Source organism: Pseudomonas sp. SWRI68 (genome assembly GCF_014269165.1).
GTDB classification, from domain to species: Bacteria; Pseudomonadota; Gammaproteobacteria; order Pseudomonadales; family Pseudomonadaceae; genus Aquipseudomonas; species Aquipseudomonas capeferrum.
Genome location: NZ_JABWRU010000001.1, coordinates 93,511 through 105,774 on the forward strand (window position 1 = coordinate 93,511; position 12,264 = coordinate 105,774).

The following is a 12,264-nucleotide window of genomic DNA, read 5'->3' on the forward strand; positions in this document are numbered from 1 at the left end:
TAGTGACACTTTGTCGCCCAGGCCGGGCGCCTGGGTCGGAGTTGGGTAGAATGCCGGCCTTCGTTGTCGTTCAAACCGAGGAAGCGTGATGTCGTTGCAAGTGCTCTGGGGGTTTCTGGCCGCCCATCCCACCAAGCTGATCAACCTGCTGGCATTGCTGATGACCTGCCCAGGCGGCCTGCTGCTGCACAGCGCACGGCGCCGCGAGGCGGTCACGCGTGAAAGCCTGGCAATGGATGAAGGGGTGATGGATGCGTTTGACCTGAGGGTGCCGCGTTACTTCTATATTCTCGGTTTTTCGTGCCTGGCCCTGGCGCTGTTGTTGTCCTGGTTCAGTACCTGGGTCTGAAAACCTGGGGCCGCAGAGCAGCCCCAAGGTTAGTCAGGCGACCGGTGCCTGCTGCCTGACCTGATACTGGTTGCGCACCGGCGTCGCATACTGCAACACCAGGTACGGCCGCTGCTCTTCGGGGCATGCCTCCAGGCGCCGCTGCCATTCTTCCTTGGCCCGCGCCAACTCTTCGGCCGGGAACACCTTCTCGGCACTCGGCACCTGCAGTGCCTCATCCTTTTCGTCCCACATCGCGTAGGCCAGGTAGTGCACCGGGAACAGCCGGTAGCCGCCGAGGATCTGCCGGTCGATTTCGGCTGCCAACTGCTTGGTGTCTTCGAAGTATTCGGTCACCGGCGCTGCAAAGTTGATGTGCACACGACCTTTGTAGCCAGTGATGCCTTTGGCGATGCTGTTGTCGTCTTCGCCCGGCGCCTTCTTGTAGGTGCCAGTGGTGGCGCGGATGTACAGCTCACGGGCTTTGGCCTGGTCGCAGGGGTCGTACTCGTAGCTGATCGACACCGGCGTCAGGTTAAGGCTCTGGATGACCGCGCCGAACGGTTCGTCCTTGCGGCTCATGTGGAACATCTTGAGGATCGCCGAGTCGGTGCGGTCGTCACCATCCTTGGCACGGCCTTCGGCCTGGGCGATCCAGATCGACGCAGTATCGTTGCGGATCGAGTGGTTGATGTAGGCCGAAAGCAGTTGGTAAGCCGCCAGCTTTTCGCGACGACCGCTGAGCGAGCGGTGCACGATGAAGCTCTTGTTCAGGCGCATCATGTCGCTGACGAAGGGCTTTTGCAGCAGGTTGTCACCGATGGCGATGCGTGGGGTCGGCAGGCCGGCGTGGTACACGGCGTAGTTGACGAAGGCCGGGTCCATGACGATGTCGCGGTGGTTGGCCAGGAACAGGTACGCGGTGCCGGCCTTGAGCTGCTCGACGCCCGAGTAGGTGACGCCATCGGTGGCACGTTCGATGGTTTGATCGACGTAGTACTCGACTTTGTCCTGCAAGGTCGAGACGCAGGTGACGCCGGCGAACTCCTTGCGCAGGCGACGGGCGATTAGCGGCTTGAGCAGCCATCCGAGGGGGCCAGCCGCACGCGGGAAGCGGAAGTGGGTGAGGATATCGAGGAATGCCGGGTCGCTGAGCAGGCGTGCCAGCACGGCAGGGACCTCAGCGTCGTCGTACGGTCGGATGGCATCGAATTCGCCCATCATGCTCTCTTGTTGGAAACGGCTAGGGTAATAAGGTAGGGACGGGGTCCGAAAAACGGCTCGAACACACGCAGGCCCTGTAATCAGACCGGCAATTATACGCATAAGTCACCGCGGAGGCCGCGATGCTGGAAACCGACTTCTATGATTGCCCTTATTGTGGCGAACGTGTGGAAACCACTGTCGATATTTCCGGTGGCGACCAGCGCTACACCGAGGATTGCCAAGTGTGTTGCCAGCCTGTGGTGTTCATTTTGCAGGTGCACGGTGACGAATGGATGCTTGAGGTCAGACGCGAGGACGATGCCTGATGCAGCGAATCTACGAACCGGAGAGTTTGCTGGAGGCCGAAATGCTGATGGGCATGCTGGCCAGTGAAGGTGTCTCGGTACATTTGATTGGGCGCGACCTGGTCGGTGCTGCCGGTGAGCTACCGATGCAGGGCTTGCTGGCGCTGGCCGTGCCCGACGAGCAGGCCGAATACGCACGGCAGCTGATCGATGCGTACAATGCTGCCCAGCCACTGGTTGGCGACGAACCGGAGAGCTATCCCGGTACCTTGATCTGCTAGGTTCAGAATTCGCTCATGTGTGGACGTTACGCCCTGTTTCGCTGGCCCCAGGCCCTTGCCAGTCTGCCGGGCTTTCCGGCCGGCCAGCCGGCTCAATGGAATATCTCGCCGGGTGCTTCGGTGCTGATACAGCGCCAGCTCGACGGCCAGCAGCAACTGGCCAAGGCGCGCTGGGGGCTGACCCCGGCCTGGCTCACCGACCTTTCCCGTACGCCTGCCCATGCCCGCGCCGAAACCCTTGCCGAGCAACCGATGTTCCGCGAGGCGTTTCGCCAGCGCCGTTGCCTGATGCCGGCCAATGGCTTCTATGAGTGGCGCGGTACTGTGCGCAAACGCCCGTACTGGCTGACGCCAGGGGAGGGGGCTTCGCTGTATTTCGCAGCGGTGTGGGAGGCGTATCCGGTACAGGACCAAGTCTGGTTGAGTTGCGCGGTGGTGACCCAGGCGGCCATGAACCAGCGCCGGCCTTTGATTCTGGATGAGGCGGGGCGAGCGGCCTGGCTGGCCCCTGATACGCCGATGGCGCGGTTGCATGAATTGCTGGCAAGCCCGCCGGCCACGTTGCGTGAGCGGGCGTTGGCACACTTCGTCAATGACCCGAAGCTCGATGCGCCAGAGTGCCTGACCCCGGCCTGATGCGCTGGCTGCAGTGCCGGTAAAATTCTTCCCTGCGGCTATGGCGGGCCTGGGCGACTAGGCCTAGGATACGCCGCATGTAAAAGGGAGTGTTTTCATGCGTAAGTCATTTGTTGTCAGTCTGTTGAGCGCCGGTATCCTGCTGGCAGGCTGCCAGTCGGTAAATACGACCAGCGGCGGGGCCGTCGGTGTCGAGCGCAAGCAGTACATGTTCAGCATGCTCTCGACCGATGAGGTCAACCAGATGTATGCCCAGTCCTACCAGCAGACCCTCGGTGAGGCGTCGAACAAAGGCGTGCTGGACAAGTCCAGCGCCGACGCCAAGCGCGTGCAGGTCATCGCTGACCGGCTGATCGCCCAGGCGCCGATCTTCCGCCCGGATGCTGCGCAGTGGAAGTGGGAAGTCAACGTGATCAAGAGCGATGAGCTCAATGCCAACTGCGGGCCTGGCGGCAAGATCATCGTTTACACCGGCCTGATCGACCAGCTCAAGCTGACCGATGCCGAGATTGCAGCGGTGGTCGGCCACGAGATCGCCCACGCCTTGCGTGAGCACAGCCGCGAAGCGATGTCCAAGGCCTATGGTGTGGAAATGGCCCGCCAGGGCGCGGGCGCCCTCTTCGGACTGGGCCAGAGCAGCATGGCCTTGGCCGATACCGTGGTGAACTACGCCATGACCCTGCCCAACAGCCGTTCCAACGAGAACGAAGCGGACCTGATCGGCCTGGAGCTGTCGGCGCGTGCCGGTTACGACCCGAATGCCGCGATCACCTTGTGGAACAAGATGAGCAAGGCTTCCGAAGGCGCGCCGCCTGAGTTCATGAGCACTCACCCGGCGTCCGAGAGCCGTATCGCCTCGTTGCAGGCAGCCATTCCGAAGGTGATGCCGTTGTATCAGGCGGCCAAGAAGTAAGCATTGCGATGGGGGCCGCTTTGCGGCCCTTTTGCAACGCAAGGCGCCCCCAGCTTTGTGTTACCCCACCCAGCCACTGGCTTTCATCGCCGAATAAACGGCCACGACCGCCAGCACGATGAACGCGGTAGCCGCCAGGCGACGAATCAGCGTCAACGGCAGTTTATCCGCCGCAAAGTTACCCGCCAGTACCACCGGCACGTTGGCAATCAGCATGCCCAGGGTGGTGCCGATGATGACCATGATCAGGTGTGGGTACTGTGCTGCAAGCATCACCGTGGCCACTTGGGTCTTGTCGCCGATCTCGGCCAGGAAGAACGCAATCAGTGTGGTCAGGAACGGGCCGAAGCGGCGCGCGGGATTTTCATCGTCATCCATCTTGTCCGGCACCAGCGTCCACAGTGCAGTGGCGGTGAAGCTGGCGGCCAGGATCCAGTGCAGCGCCGAGTCGCTGAAGAACCCGCCGACCCACGCACCCACGGCGCCTGCGGCGGCATGGTTGGCCAGGGTGGCGGCGATTATACCGGCGATGATCGGCCAAGGCTTGCGAAAGCGGGCAGCGAGAATGAGCGCGAGCAGTTGCGTCTTGTCGCCGATTTCGGCGAGGGCAACGATGGCGGTGGGGACCAGCAGGGATTCCAGCATCAGGTTTCCTACGGGGGCGGGTCGACACGGCTATGACACGTACAGCCTTCCCGCCCCGGGTAAGGTGTGCGTGTCATAGGTCTTGTCAAACCGCGGATCCGTCTGTGCGGATCTCTCTATGCAGGCGCTGCATAGCGGGTCGCACGCGCCATGGCCTGTGGGCCAAGTATGTTGACGCGTGCCGGGCGAGCTGGGTGCTCGCGGGAGACTACTCCCCTAGGACGGTGCGGATTCTGCCTAGCCGAATCGGTTTCGGCAAGCGCTGTTTTTAACCGCGTGTTGCCTGGTAGATACGAAAACCGTCGGCCTCGGCGCGTACCTGGCAGTTGCCCAGCGCCCCTTCGATCAGCGGCTGGTAGCGCAGGAAGCTGTTCGCCACCAGGCGCATTTCACCACCTTTTCGCAGATGAACGCTGGATTTCTTCAGCAAGTTCTCCGACGCCTGGTAGTTGGTGTGGACCCCGGTATGAAACGGCGGGTTGCTCAGGATCAGGCTCAAGTCGGTGGGGGCCGCGTCGATGCCATCGCCGCTGATCACTTCACCTTCCAGGCCGTTGGCGGCCAACGTCAGGCGACTGGCAGCCACGGCGAAGGCGTCGACGTCCAGCAAGGTCAGCCGGCTTTGCGGATAGCGGCGTTTCACCGTGGCACCCAGCACGCCGGCACCGCAACCGAAGTCCAGTACATGCCCGCACGGTAGGCCATCGAGGTGCTTGAGCAGCAGTGCGGTACCGCGATCGAGGCGGCCATGGCTGAACACGCCCGGCAGGCTGACCACCTGCAGTGGGCCGTCTTCGAGGTCGAGCTCGAAGCGCTCGGCCAGGCTTTGCAGCGGCGTGGCCGCTGGCGCCTGGTTGACGGTCACTTGCCACAACTGGCAATGCCGGGCGCTGTCGAGCTTGCGCGGTTTGCCAAAGGCCTGCAGTTGCTTCGCCGCGCCTTCGATACCGCCGCGTTTCTCCCCGACCAGGTACAACTCGCGCCCGGCCAGGCGCGACGCCAGGGCGTTGAGCAGGTAGGCGGCCAGCTCACGGGACTTGGGCAGAAACAGCACGGCGCTGTCGAAGGCCACCGGGGGCGGTTCGACACCGTAGTGGCTGCGCCCGGCAAAGCGCCCTTCGAGCATGGCCTGGTCGCCGGCATGCCAGGTCCAGCCATGGGCCATGGGCAGGTGGCCGAGCAGATCGTCGGCGGGCGCACCGGCGATCAGCAGCGGGCCCTGGAACAGGTCCGCCTGGCGGAGCAACACTTCACTGCGCGGGTCCATGGACGACGCCTCCTGGAAAAAAGTCGCGCAGTGTAGCAGAGGCTAACGCTGCGCTCAGCTGACCACGCGGCGTGGCTGACCGGCGAAGTAGGCCTGGGCATTCTCGCTGAGCTGGCCGACGATGCGCTGGCGCGACTCCACTGCACCCCAGGCACTGTGCGGGGTGATGATCAGCCGGGGGATATCGCCTGCCAGCAGCGGGTTGCCATTGACCGGCGGCTCGACGCTGAGCACGTCGGTGGCGGCGCCACCGAGGTGGCCCTGGCGCAGGGCGTCGGCCAGTGCCTGCTCGTCGATCAGTCCGCCCCGGGCGGTGTTGACCACCAGGGCACCGGGCTTGAGCAGGGCCAGCTCGTCGGCCCCGATCATATGCCGGGTATGCTCGTTCAGTGGGCAGTGCAGGGTCAGCGCGTCGACTTGCGGCAGCAGGTCTTGCAGCGGCATGCGGTCGGCGCGCTCCGGGCGGCCGGGGATCTGCCCGCTCAACACGCGCATGCCAAAGGCTTCCGCCAGGCGTGCCACCGCGCCGCCCAGCTCGCCATGGCCGAGCAGGCCAAGGGTCTTGCCCTCCAGCTCGACGATGGGGAAGTCCAGCAGGCAGAACTGGTTGGCCTTGGCCCATTGGCCGTCAGCCACCGCCTGGTTGTAGTCGCACAGGCGCGTGGCCAGGGCCAGCAGCAGGGCGAGGGTGTGCTGGGCCACCGACGGCGTGCCATAACCCTGGCAGTTGCACACCGTGATGCCTTGGGCGCGGGCCGCTGCCAGGTCGACATTGTTGGTGCCGGTGGCGGCCACCAGGATCAGCTTGAGCTGCGGGTTGGCCGCTAGGGCTGCGGCATCGAGCATGACCTTGTTGCTGATCACCGCGACGGCGCCCTGCAGGCGTTCGGCGACCTGCTCCGGGCGGGTGGCGGCAAACAGCTCGAACGCCTCGAACTGCGATTGCAAGGGCGACAGGTCAAGGTCACCCAGGTCCAGGGACTGGTGATCGAGGAACACGGCGCGACGCGGGCTGGGCATGGGGTTCTCCGGTGGCGGGGCGGGCAATGGGCATGGGTTTCGGTGCAAAGCCCGAAGGGGTTAGCCGCAGTGTCTAGCCCGCGGTTACCGCGCGTCAACGCCTGCCACTCATACCTCAACGGCCCAAATCATTCCTTCGGCTGATTTGACCGTCACATTGAGCTACTACAGTAGATCCAGACTTGTCCGGCCCGCTTTTCAGAAAAGGGATACCCATGTTGCAGACCCGCATCATCAAACCCGCCGAAGGCGCCTACGCCTACCCGCTGCTGATCAAACGCCTGCTGATGTCCGGCAGCCGTTACGAGAAAACCCGCGAGATCGTTTATCGCGATCAGTTGCGCCTGACTTATCCACAGCTCAACGAGCGTATCGCTCGCCTGGCCAATGTCCTGACCGAAGCCGGGGTCAAGGCCGGTGACACGGTGGCGGTGATGGACTGGGACAGCCATCGCTACCTGGAATGCATGTTCGCCATCCCGATGATCGGCGCGGTGGTGCACACCATCAACGTGCGCCTGTCACCGGAACAGATCCTCTACACCATGAACCACGCCGAAGACCGGGTGGTGCTGGTCAACAGTGACTTCGTCGGGCTCTACCAGGCCATCGCCGGTCAGTTGACGACGGTCGACAAGACCGTGCTGCTGACCGATGGCCCTGACAAGACCGCCGAGCTGCCCAACCTGGTCGGCGAGTACGAACAGTTGCTCGCCGCCGCCAGCCCACGCTACGACTTCCCGGATTTCGACGAGAACTCGGTGGCCACCACCTTCTACACCACAGGTACCACCGGCAACCCCAAGGGGGTGTACTTCACCCATCGGCAACTGGTGCTGCACACCCTGGCTGAAGCCTCGGTGACCGGCAGCATCGACAGCGTGCGCCTGCTGGGCAGCAACGATGTGTACATGCCCATCACCCCGATGTTCCACGTGCATGCCTGGGGCATCCCTTACGCCGCCACCATGCTTGGCATGAAGCAGGTGTACCCGGGGCGCTACGAGCCGGACATGCTGGTCAAGCTGTGGCGTGAAGAGAAAGTCACCTTCTCCCATTGCGTGCCGACCATCCTGCAGATGCTGCTCAATTGCCCCAGCGCCCAGGGCGAGGACTTCGGTGGCTGGAAGATCATCATCGGCGGCAGTTCGCTTAACCGGTCGTTGTACCAGGCTGCACTGGCGCGCGGTATCCAGCTGACGGCGGCGTACGGCATGTCCGAGACCTGCCCGTTGATTTCGGCCGCGCACCTGAACGACGAACTGCAGGCCGGCAGCGAGGATGAGCGCATCACCTACCGGATCAAGGCCGGCGTGCCGGTGCCCCTGGTGGAAGCGGCGATCGTCGACGGCGAGGGTAATTTCCTCCCGGCCGATGGCGAGACCCAGGGCGAACTGGTGCTGCGAGCCCCGTGGCTGACCATGGGCTACTTCAAGGAGCCGGAAAAGAGCCAAGAGCTGTGGCAGGGCGGCTGGCTGCACACCGGTGACGTCGCGACCCTCGACGGCATGGGTTACATCGATATCCGCGATCGCATCAAGGATGTGATCAAGACCGGCGGCGAGTGGGTATCTTCGCTTGACCTCGAAGACCTGATCAGCCGTCACCCGGCGGTGCGCGAAGTGGCGGTGGTGGGTGTCGCCGACCCGCAGTGGGGCGAGCGACCCTTTGCCCTGCTGGTGGTGCGCGACGGGCAGGCCATTGACGCCAAGTCGCTCAAGGACCACCTCAAGCCTTTTGTCGAAGAGGGGCACATCAACAAGTGGGCAATTCCAAGCCAGATCGCCGTTGTTACTGAAATTCCCAAGACCAGTGTCGGCAAACTCGACAAGAAACGCATCCGCCAGGACATCGTCCAGTGGCAGGCCAGTAACAGCGCGTTCCTGTCGACTCTGTGAGCACCGTGCGGGTCGTGTACGTCAGAACACGACCCGCATGCTAGAGAGCCCGGCGCCTTGCCAAACAGCCAAAATGCGCCATGCTTCAGCACTGCCAGCGCGTCACGAAGAAAAACGTCGGTGCGAGTTGGCGGCACGGAGCGCAAATCACACTTTAGAGGGATCAAGCGCCTGTGCCTTGCTGGCTATAGTCGAGGCCAGGGGATTTTCAGGAATGGGGGAGGGCGACACGCGCAAGCCGTGTTGCCGCAGGCGCAAGCCTGCATACCGGTCCCACGGGCCGTTTCTGAAAGGACTCACTGCCATAACAAAAAAGTACATGGAGTAGCGTCGATGAAATCTGCAAACCTGTTCTGGCGCCGGGCCAAGTTGCCCCTGGCCGTCAGCCTTGCTTCCACGCTCGCAAGTCCTGCTTTCGCTGTCAGTTTCAACATTGGTGAAATCGAAGGCCAGTTCGACTCGTCGCTCTCCATCGGCGCCAGTTGGTCGACGGCCAACCCCAACAAGAACCTGATCGGGGTGAACAACGGCGGCAAAGGCCTGTCGCAGACCTCCGACGATGGCCACCTGAACTTCAAGAAGGGTGAAACGTTCTCCAAGATCTTCAAGGGCATCCATGACCTCGAACTCAAGTACGGTGACACCGGCGTGTTCGTGCGTGGCAAGTACTGGTACGACTTCGAGCTGAAGGACGAAAGCCGCGAGTTCAAGGACATCAGCGACTCCAACCGCAAGGAAGGCGCCAAGTCTTCCGGTGCCGAACTGCTCGATGCGTTCGTCTATCACAACTATTCGATTGGCGACATGCCAGGCTCGGTGCGCCTGGGCAAGCAGGTTGTCAGCTGGGGTGAGAGTACCTTCATCGGCGGCGGCATCAACTCGATCAACCCGATCGACGTGTCCGCGTTCCGCCGCCCGGGGGCCGAGATCAAGGAAGGCCTGATCCCGGTCAACATGTTCTACATCTCCCAGAGCTTGACCGATAACCTGTCGGCCGAGGCCTTCTATCAGATCGAATGGGACCAGACCGTCGTCGACAACTGCGGCACGTTCTTCTCCCAGCCAGATATCATCGCCGACGGCTGTACCGACAACCTGCGCGTGCTCAACAGCAGCCGCACGGTGCCGGGCGCAGCCCAGCAGTTCCTCGCCACTCAGGGCGTGAACATCAACGAAGAAGGGGTGATGGTGCGCCGCGGCGCCGACCGTGATGCCCGTGACAGCGGCCAGTTCGGCGTGGCTCTGCGCTACATGTTCGACCCGCTGGACACCGAGTTCGGTGCCTACTTCATGAACTACCACAGCCGCGCGCCGATCTTCAGTGCCACTGGCGCCCCACCGTCGGTGTTCGCCGGCCTGAGCGCGCTGCCTGCACAGTTGCGAGCGCTGGCACCGCTGATTGTGGCCGGTAACTCCGAGTACTTCGTCGAGTACCCCGAGGACATCCGCCTGTACGGCCTGAGCTTCTCCACTACGCTGCCTACGGGTACGGCGTGGAGTGGTGAAGTCAGCTATCGCCCCAATGCCCCCGTGCAACTGAATACCACCGACATCCTGTTCTCGGGCGTGCGTCCGATTGGTGGCGCACTGACCAACGCTTCGCTGCTCTCCGGTACCCCCGGCCAAGACCTGCACGGCTACCGTCGCAAGGAAATCACCCAGTTCCAGACTACGCTGACGCACTTCTTCGACCAGGTAATGGGCGCCAGCCGCATGACTGTGGTGGGCGAAGTTGGGGTTACCCACGTTGGCGGCCTGGAAAACGCACGCGAGACCCGCTACGGCCGTGACCCGGTCTTCGGGCCTGGCCCGCTGCCTGCTACCGGCGGTGCGGACACCTGCCAGGCGCTCAATGGCAGCACCATCGCTGGCGCAGGTGCTGGGGCATCCACCACCAACCTGAATCGCAAATGCGAGAACGACGGCTACACCACCAGCACCTCCTGGGGCTACCGCGCCCGGGTCATCTGGGACTACAACGACGTCTTCGCCGGGGTTAACCTCAAGCCCAGCGTGGCCTGGTCGCATGACGTTTCCGGCTACTCGCCTGGCCCTGGTGCCAACTTCGAGGAAGGCCGCAAGGCCGTCAGCCTGGGCCTGGACGCCGAGTACCAGAACACCTATACGGCGAGCCTGTCGTACACCAACTTCTTCGACGGCAAGTACAGCACCGTGGATGACCGCGACTTCGTCGCCCTCAGCTTCGGCGTGAACTTCTAAGAATACTGATTCAGGACGACACAACATGAACAAGACCAGAAGTGTGCTGCAAGCCGGTGTACTGGGCCTGTCCCTGCTGGCGACCAGCGTCATGGCTGCGGTATCCGCCGACGAGGCGGCCAAGTTGGGCAGTACCCTGACCCCGATGGGCGCCGAAAAGGCCGGCAACGCCGATGGCTCGATCGGCCCGTGGGAGCCGCTGTCGAAGACGGCGGGTAGCGTCGACGGCAAGGGCTTCCTGGCCGACCCGTATGGCAGTGAAAAGCCGTTGTTCACCATCACTGCGCAGAACGCCGATCAGTACAAGGACAAGCTTTCTCCGGGCCAACTGGCCATGTTCAAACGCTACCCGGACAGCTTCAGGATCCCGGTATTCAAGACCCATCGCGGCTCCACGGTACCTGCCGACGTGTTCGCCGCCATCAAGAAAAACGCCACCCAGACCACGCTGGTGGAAGGCGGCAACGGCTTGAACAACTTCGACACGGCGGTGCCGTTCCCGATCCCGAAAAGCGGCCTGGAAGTGATCTGGAACCACATTACCCGCTACCGTGGGGGCAGTGTCAGTCGTCTGGTGATCCAGGCCACGCCGCAGCAGAACGGCTCGTTCGTCGCTGTGAACTTCTCGGACCAGTTCGTCTTCCGCGACAAGATGAAGGATTACGACCCGAACAACCCGGGTAACATCCTCTTCTACTTCAAGCAGGAAGTGACCGCGCCCGCACGCCTGGCCGGTACCGTGCTGCTGGTGCACGAAACCCTCGACCAGGTGAAAGAACCGCGCAATACCTGGATCTACAACGCCGGCCAGCGTCGCGTACGCAAGGCACCGCAAGTGTCGTACGACGGCCCGGGTACTGCTGCCGACGGCCTGCGTACCTCGGACAACCTGGACATGTTCAACGGTGCGCCAGACCGCTACGACTGGAAGCTGGAAGGCAAGAAGGAACTGTACATCGCCTCCAACGCCTTCAAGCTGGATGACCCCAAGCTGAAGTACGTCGACATCATCAAGGCCGGGCACATCAACCAGGACCTGTCCCGTTACGAGCTGCGCCGCGTCTGGCACGTGGTTGCAACGCTCAAACCGAGTCAGCGGCACGTCTACGCCAAGCGTGACTTCTACATCGATGAGGACACCTGGCAGGCTGCAGTGATCGATCAGTACGACGGTCGTGGCCAGCTGTGGCGCGTTTCCGAAGCCCATTCACAGCCGTATTACAACAAAGAAGTACCTTGGTACACCCTGGAAACCATTTACGACCTGCAGTCGGGTCGTTACCTGGCGCTGGGCATGAAGAACGAAGAGAAGCGCGCTTACGACTTTGGCTTCAGTGCCAGCAAAGCCGACTTCCAGCCAGCGGCCCTGCGTCAGTCGGGTATTCGTTGAGCTGATAACCTGCAACTCCGTGTGATCCCCAGAACGCCCCGGCTTGCCGGGGCGTTTCTGTTCAGCCACTGCGCAATTCGCGGCCACCTGCAGGGCCGCGATAAGGCCGGTGAATGTTCCGCCAAAGCCCCGGCCTAGTGCTCGTCCATCAGGGT

The 12,264-nt window shown here is 62.8% G+C and carries 12 protein-coding genes and 1 riboswitch; of the genes, 8 read left to right on the plus strand and 4 right to left on the minus strand.

The genetic code is table 11. From position 1 onward, the window contains the following. The first annotated feature begins 88 nt into the window (after positions 1-88). A complete protein-coding gene (locus tag HU770_RS00465) occupies positions 89-349 on the plus strand; it encodes a hypothetical protein (RefSeq protein WP_033701298.1) in 261 nt (86 codons plus the stop codon). Positions 350-382: 33 nt separating this feature from the next. Here HU770_RS00465 and HU770_RS00470 read toward each other — a convergent pair whose 3' ends face one another. Next, entirely contained in the window at positions 383-1,552 is a 1,170-nt protein-coding gene (locus HU770_RS00470) for a 1-acyl-sn-glycerol-3-phosphate acyltransferase (RefSeq protein ID WP_033701297.1), read from the minus strand. A gap of 122 nt (positions 1,553-1,674) precedes the next feature. Between HU770_RS00470 and HU770_RS00475 the strand changes: the two genes are divergently transcribed. The 4 genes from HU770_RS00475 (at position 1,675) to HU770_RS00490 (ending at position 3,669) form a co-directional block, all read left to right on the plus strand. After that, complete coding sequence (locus HU770_RS00475; RefSeq protein WP_033701296.1) at positions 1,675-1,860, plus strand: CPXCG motif-containing cysteine-rich protein; 186 nt, start codon at positions 1,675-1,677, stop codon at positions 1,858-1,860. Continuing rightward, entirely contained in the window at positions 1,860-2,120 is a 261-nt protein-coding gene (locus HU770_RS00480; RefSeq protein ID WP_033701294.1) for a DUF2007 domain-containing protein, read from the plus strand. Before HU770_RS00475 ends, HU770_RS00480 begins: the two co-directional genes overlap by 1 nt. A gap of 15 nt (positions 2,121-2,135) precedes the next feature. Further along, on the plus strand, positions 2,136-2,756 hold the full coding sequence (locus HU770_RS00485) for an SOS response-associated peptidase (RefSeq protein WP_186660251.1): 621 nt from the start codon (positions 2,136-2,138) through the stop codon (positions 2,754-2,756). Positions 2,757-2,853: 97 nt separating this feature from the next. Beyond that, positions 2,854-3,669 (plus strand): M48 family metallopeptidase, encoded by an 816-nt coding sequence (locus HU770_RS00490; RefSeq protein WP_033701292.1) that lies wholly within the window; start codon positions 2,854-2,856, stop codon positions 3,667-3,669. Between the two features lie 60 nt (positions 3,670-3,729). Here HU770_RS00490 and HU770_RS00495 read toward each other — a convergent pair whose 3' ends face one another. The 3 genes from HU770_RS00495 to HU770_RS00505 form a co-directional block, all read right to left on the minus strand. Beyond that, positions 3,730-4,311 (minus strand): TMEM165/GDT1 family protein, encoded by a 582-nt coding sequence (locus HU770_RS00495; RefSeq protein ID WP_177326489.1) that lies wholly within the window; start codon positions 4,309-4,311, stop codon positions 3,730-3,732. Between the two features lie 90 nt (positions 4,312-4,401). After that, positions 4,402-4,543, minus strand: a riboswitch (yybP-ykoY riboswitch). Between the two features lie 39 nt (positions 4,544-4,582). After that, positions 4,583-5,581 (minus strand): class I SAM-dependent methyltransferase, encoded by a 999-nt coding sequence (locus HU770_RS00500; RefSeq protein ID WP_186662876.1) that lies wholly within the window; start codon positions 5,579-5,581, stop codon positions 4,583-4,585. Positions 5,582-5,635: 54 nt separating this feature from the next. Then, positions 5,636-6,601: a 2-hydroxyacid dehydrogenase gene (locus HU770_RS00505; protein WP_033701288.1), complete on the minus strand. Its 966-nt coding sequence runs from the start codon at positions 6,599-6,601 to the stop codon at positions 5,636-5,638. 215 nt (positions 6,602-6,816) lie between these two features. Here HU770_RS00505 and HU770_RS00510 point away from each other — a divergent pair, with 215 nt between their 5' ends. From HU770_RS00510 to HU770_RS00520, 3 genes are all read left to right on the plus strand, one after another. Continuing rightward, positions 6,817-8,499 (plus strand): fatty acid--CoA ligase, encoded by a 1,683-nt coding sequence (locus tag HU770_RS00510; protein ID WP_047582748.1) that lies wholly within the window; start codon positions 6,817-6,819, stop codon positions 8,497-8,499. 333 nt (positions 8,500-8,832) lie between these two features. Further along, a complete protein-coding gene (locus HU770_RS00515; RefSeq protein WP_186660245.1) occupies positions 8,833-10,719 on the plus strand; it encodes a DUF1302 domain-containing protein in 1,887 nt (628 codons plus the stop codon). A 25-nt stretch (positions 10,720-10,744) separates the two neighbouring features. After that, positions 10,745-12,109, plus strand: a complete 1,365-nt coding sequence (locus tag HU770_RS00520; RefSeq protein WP_186662877.1) for a DUF1329 domain-containing protein — start codon at positions 10,745-10,747, stop codon at positions 12,107-12,109. Positions 12,110-12,264 lie beyond the last annotated feature (155 nt).

Coding starts and splice junctions, on each gene's coding strand:
- HU770_RS00470 (WP_033701297.1), bottom strand. CDS start 1,552: ATGATGGGCGAATTCGATGCCATCCGACCGTACGACGACGCTGAGGTC.
- HU770_RS00500 (WP_186662876.1), bottom strand. CDS start 5,581: ATGGACCCGCGCAGTGAAGTGTTGCTCCGCCAGGCGGACCTGTTCCAG.
- HU770_RS00515 (WP_186660245.1), top strand. CDS start 8,833: ATGAAATCTGCAAACCTGTTCTGGCGCCGGGCCAAGTTGCCCCTGGCC.
- HU770_RS00465 (WP_033701298.1), top strand. CDS start 89: ATGTCGTTGCAAGTGCTCTGGGGGTTTCTGGCCGCCCATCCCACCAAG.
- HU770_RS00520 (WP_186662877.1), top strand. CDS start 10,745: ATGAACAAGACCAGAAGTGTGCTGCAAGCCGGTGTACTGGGCCTGTCC.
- HU770_RS00480 (WP_033701294.1), top strand. CDS start 1,860: ATGCAGCGAATCTACGAACCGGAGAGTTTGCTGGAGGCCGAAATGCTG.
- HU770_RS00490 (WP_033701292.1), top strand. CDS start 2,854: ATGCGTAAGTCATTTGTTGTCAGTCTGTTGAGCGCCGGTATCCTGCTG.
- HU770_RS00475 (WP_033701296.1), top strand. CDS start 1,675: ATGCTGGAAACCGACTTCTATGATTGCCCTTATTGTGGCGAACGTGTG.
- HU770_RS00510 (WP_047582748.1), top strand. CDS start 6,817: ATGTTGCAGACCCGCATCATCAAACCCGCCGAAGGCGCCTACGCCTAC.
- HU770_RS00505 (WP_033701288.1), bottom strand. CDS start 6,601: ATGCCCAGCCCGCGTCGCGCCGTGTTCCTCGATCACCAGTCCCTGGAC.
- HU770_RS00485 (WP_186660251.1), top strand. CDS start 2,136: ATGTGTGGACGTTACGCCCTGTTTCGCTGGCCCCAGGCCCTTGCCAGT.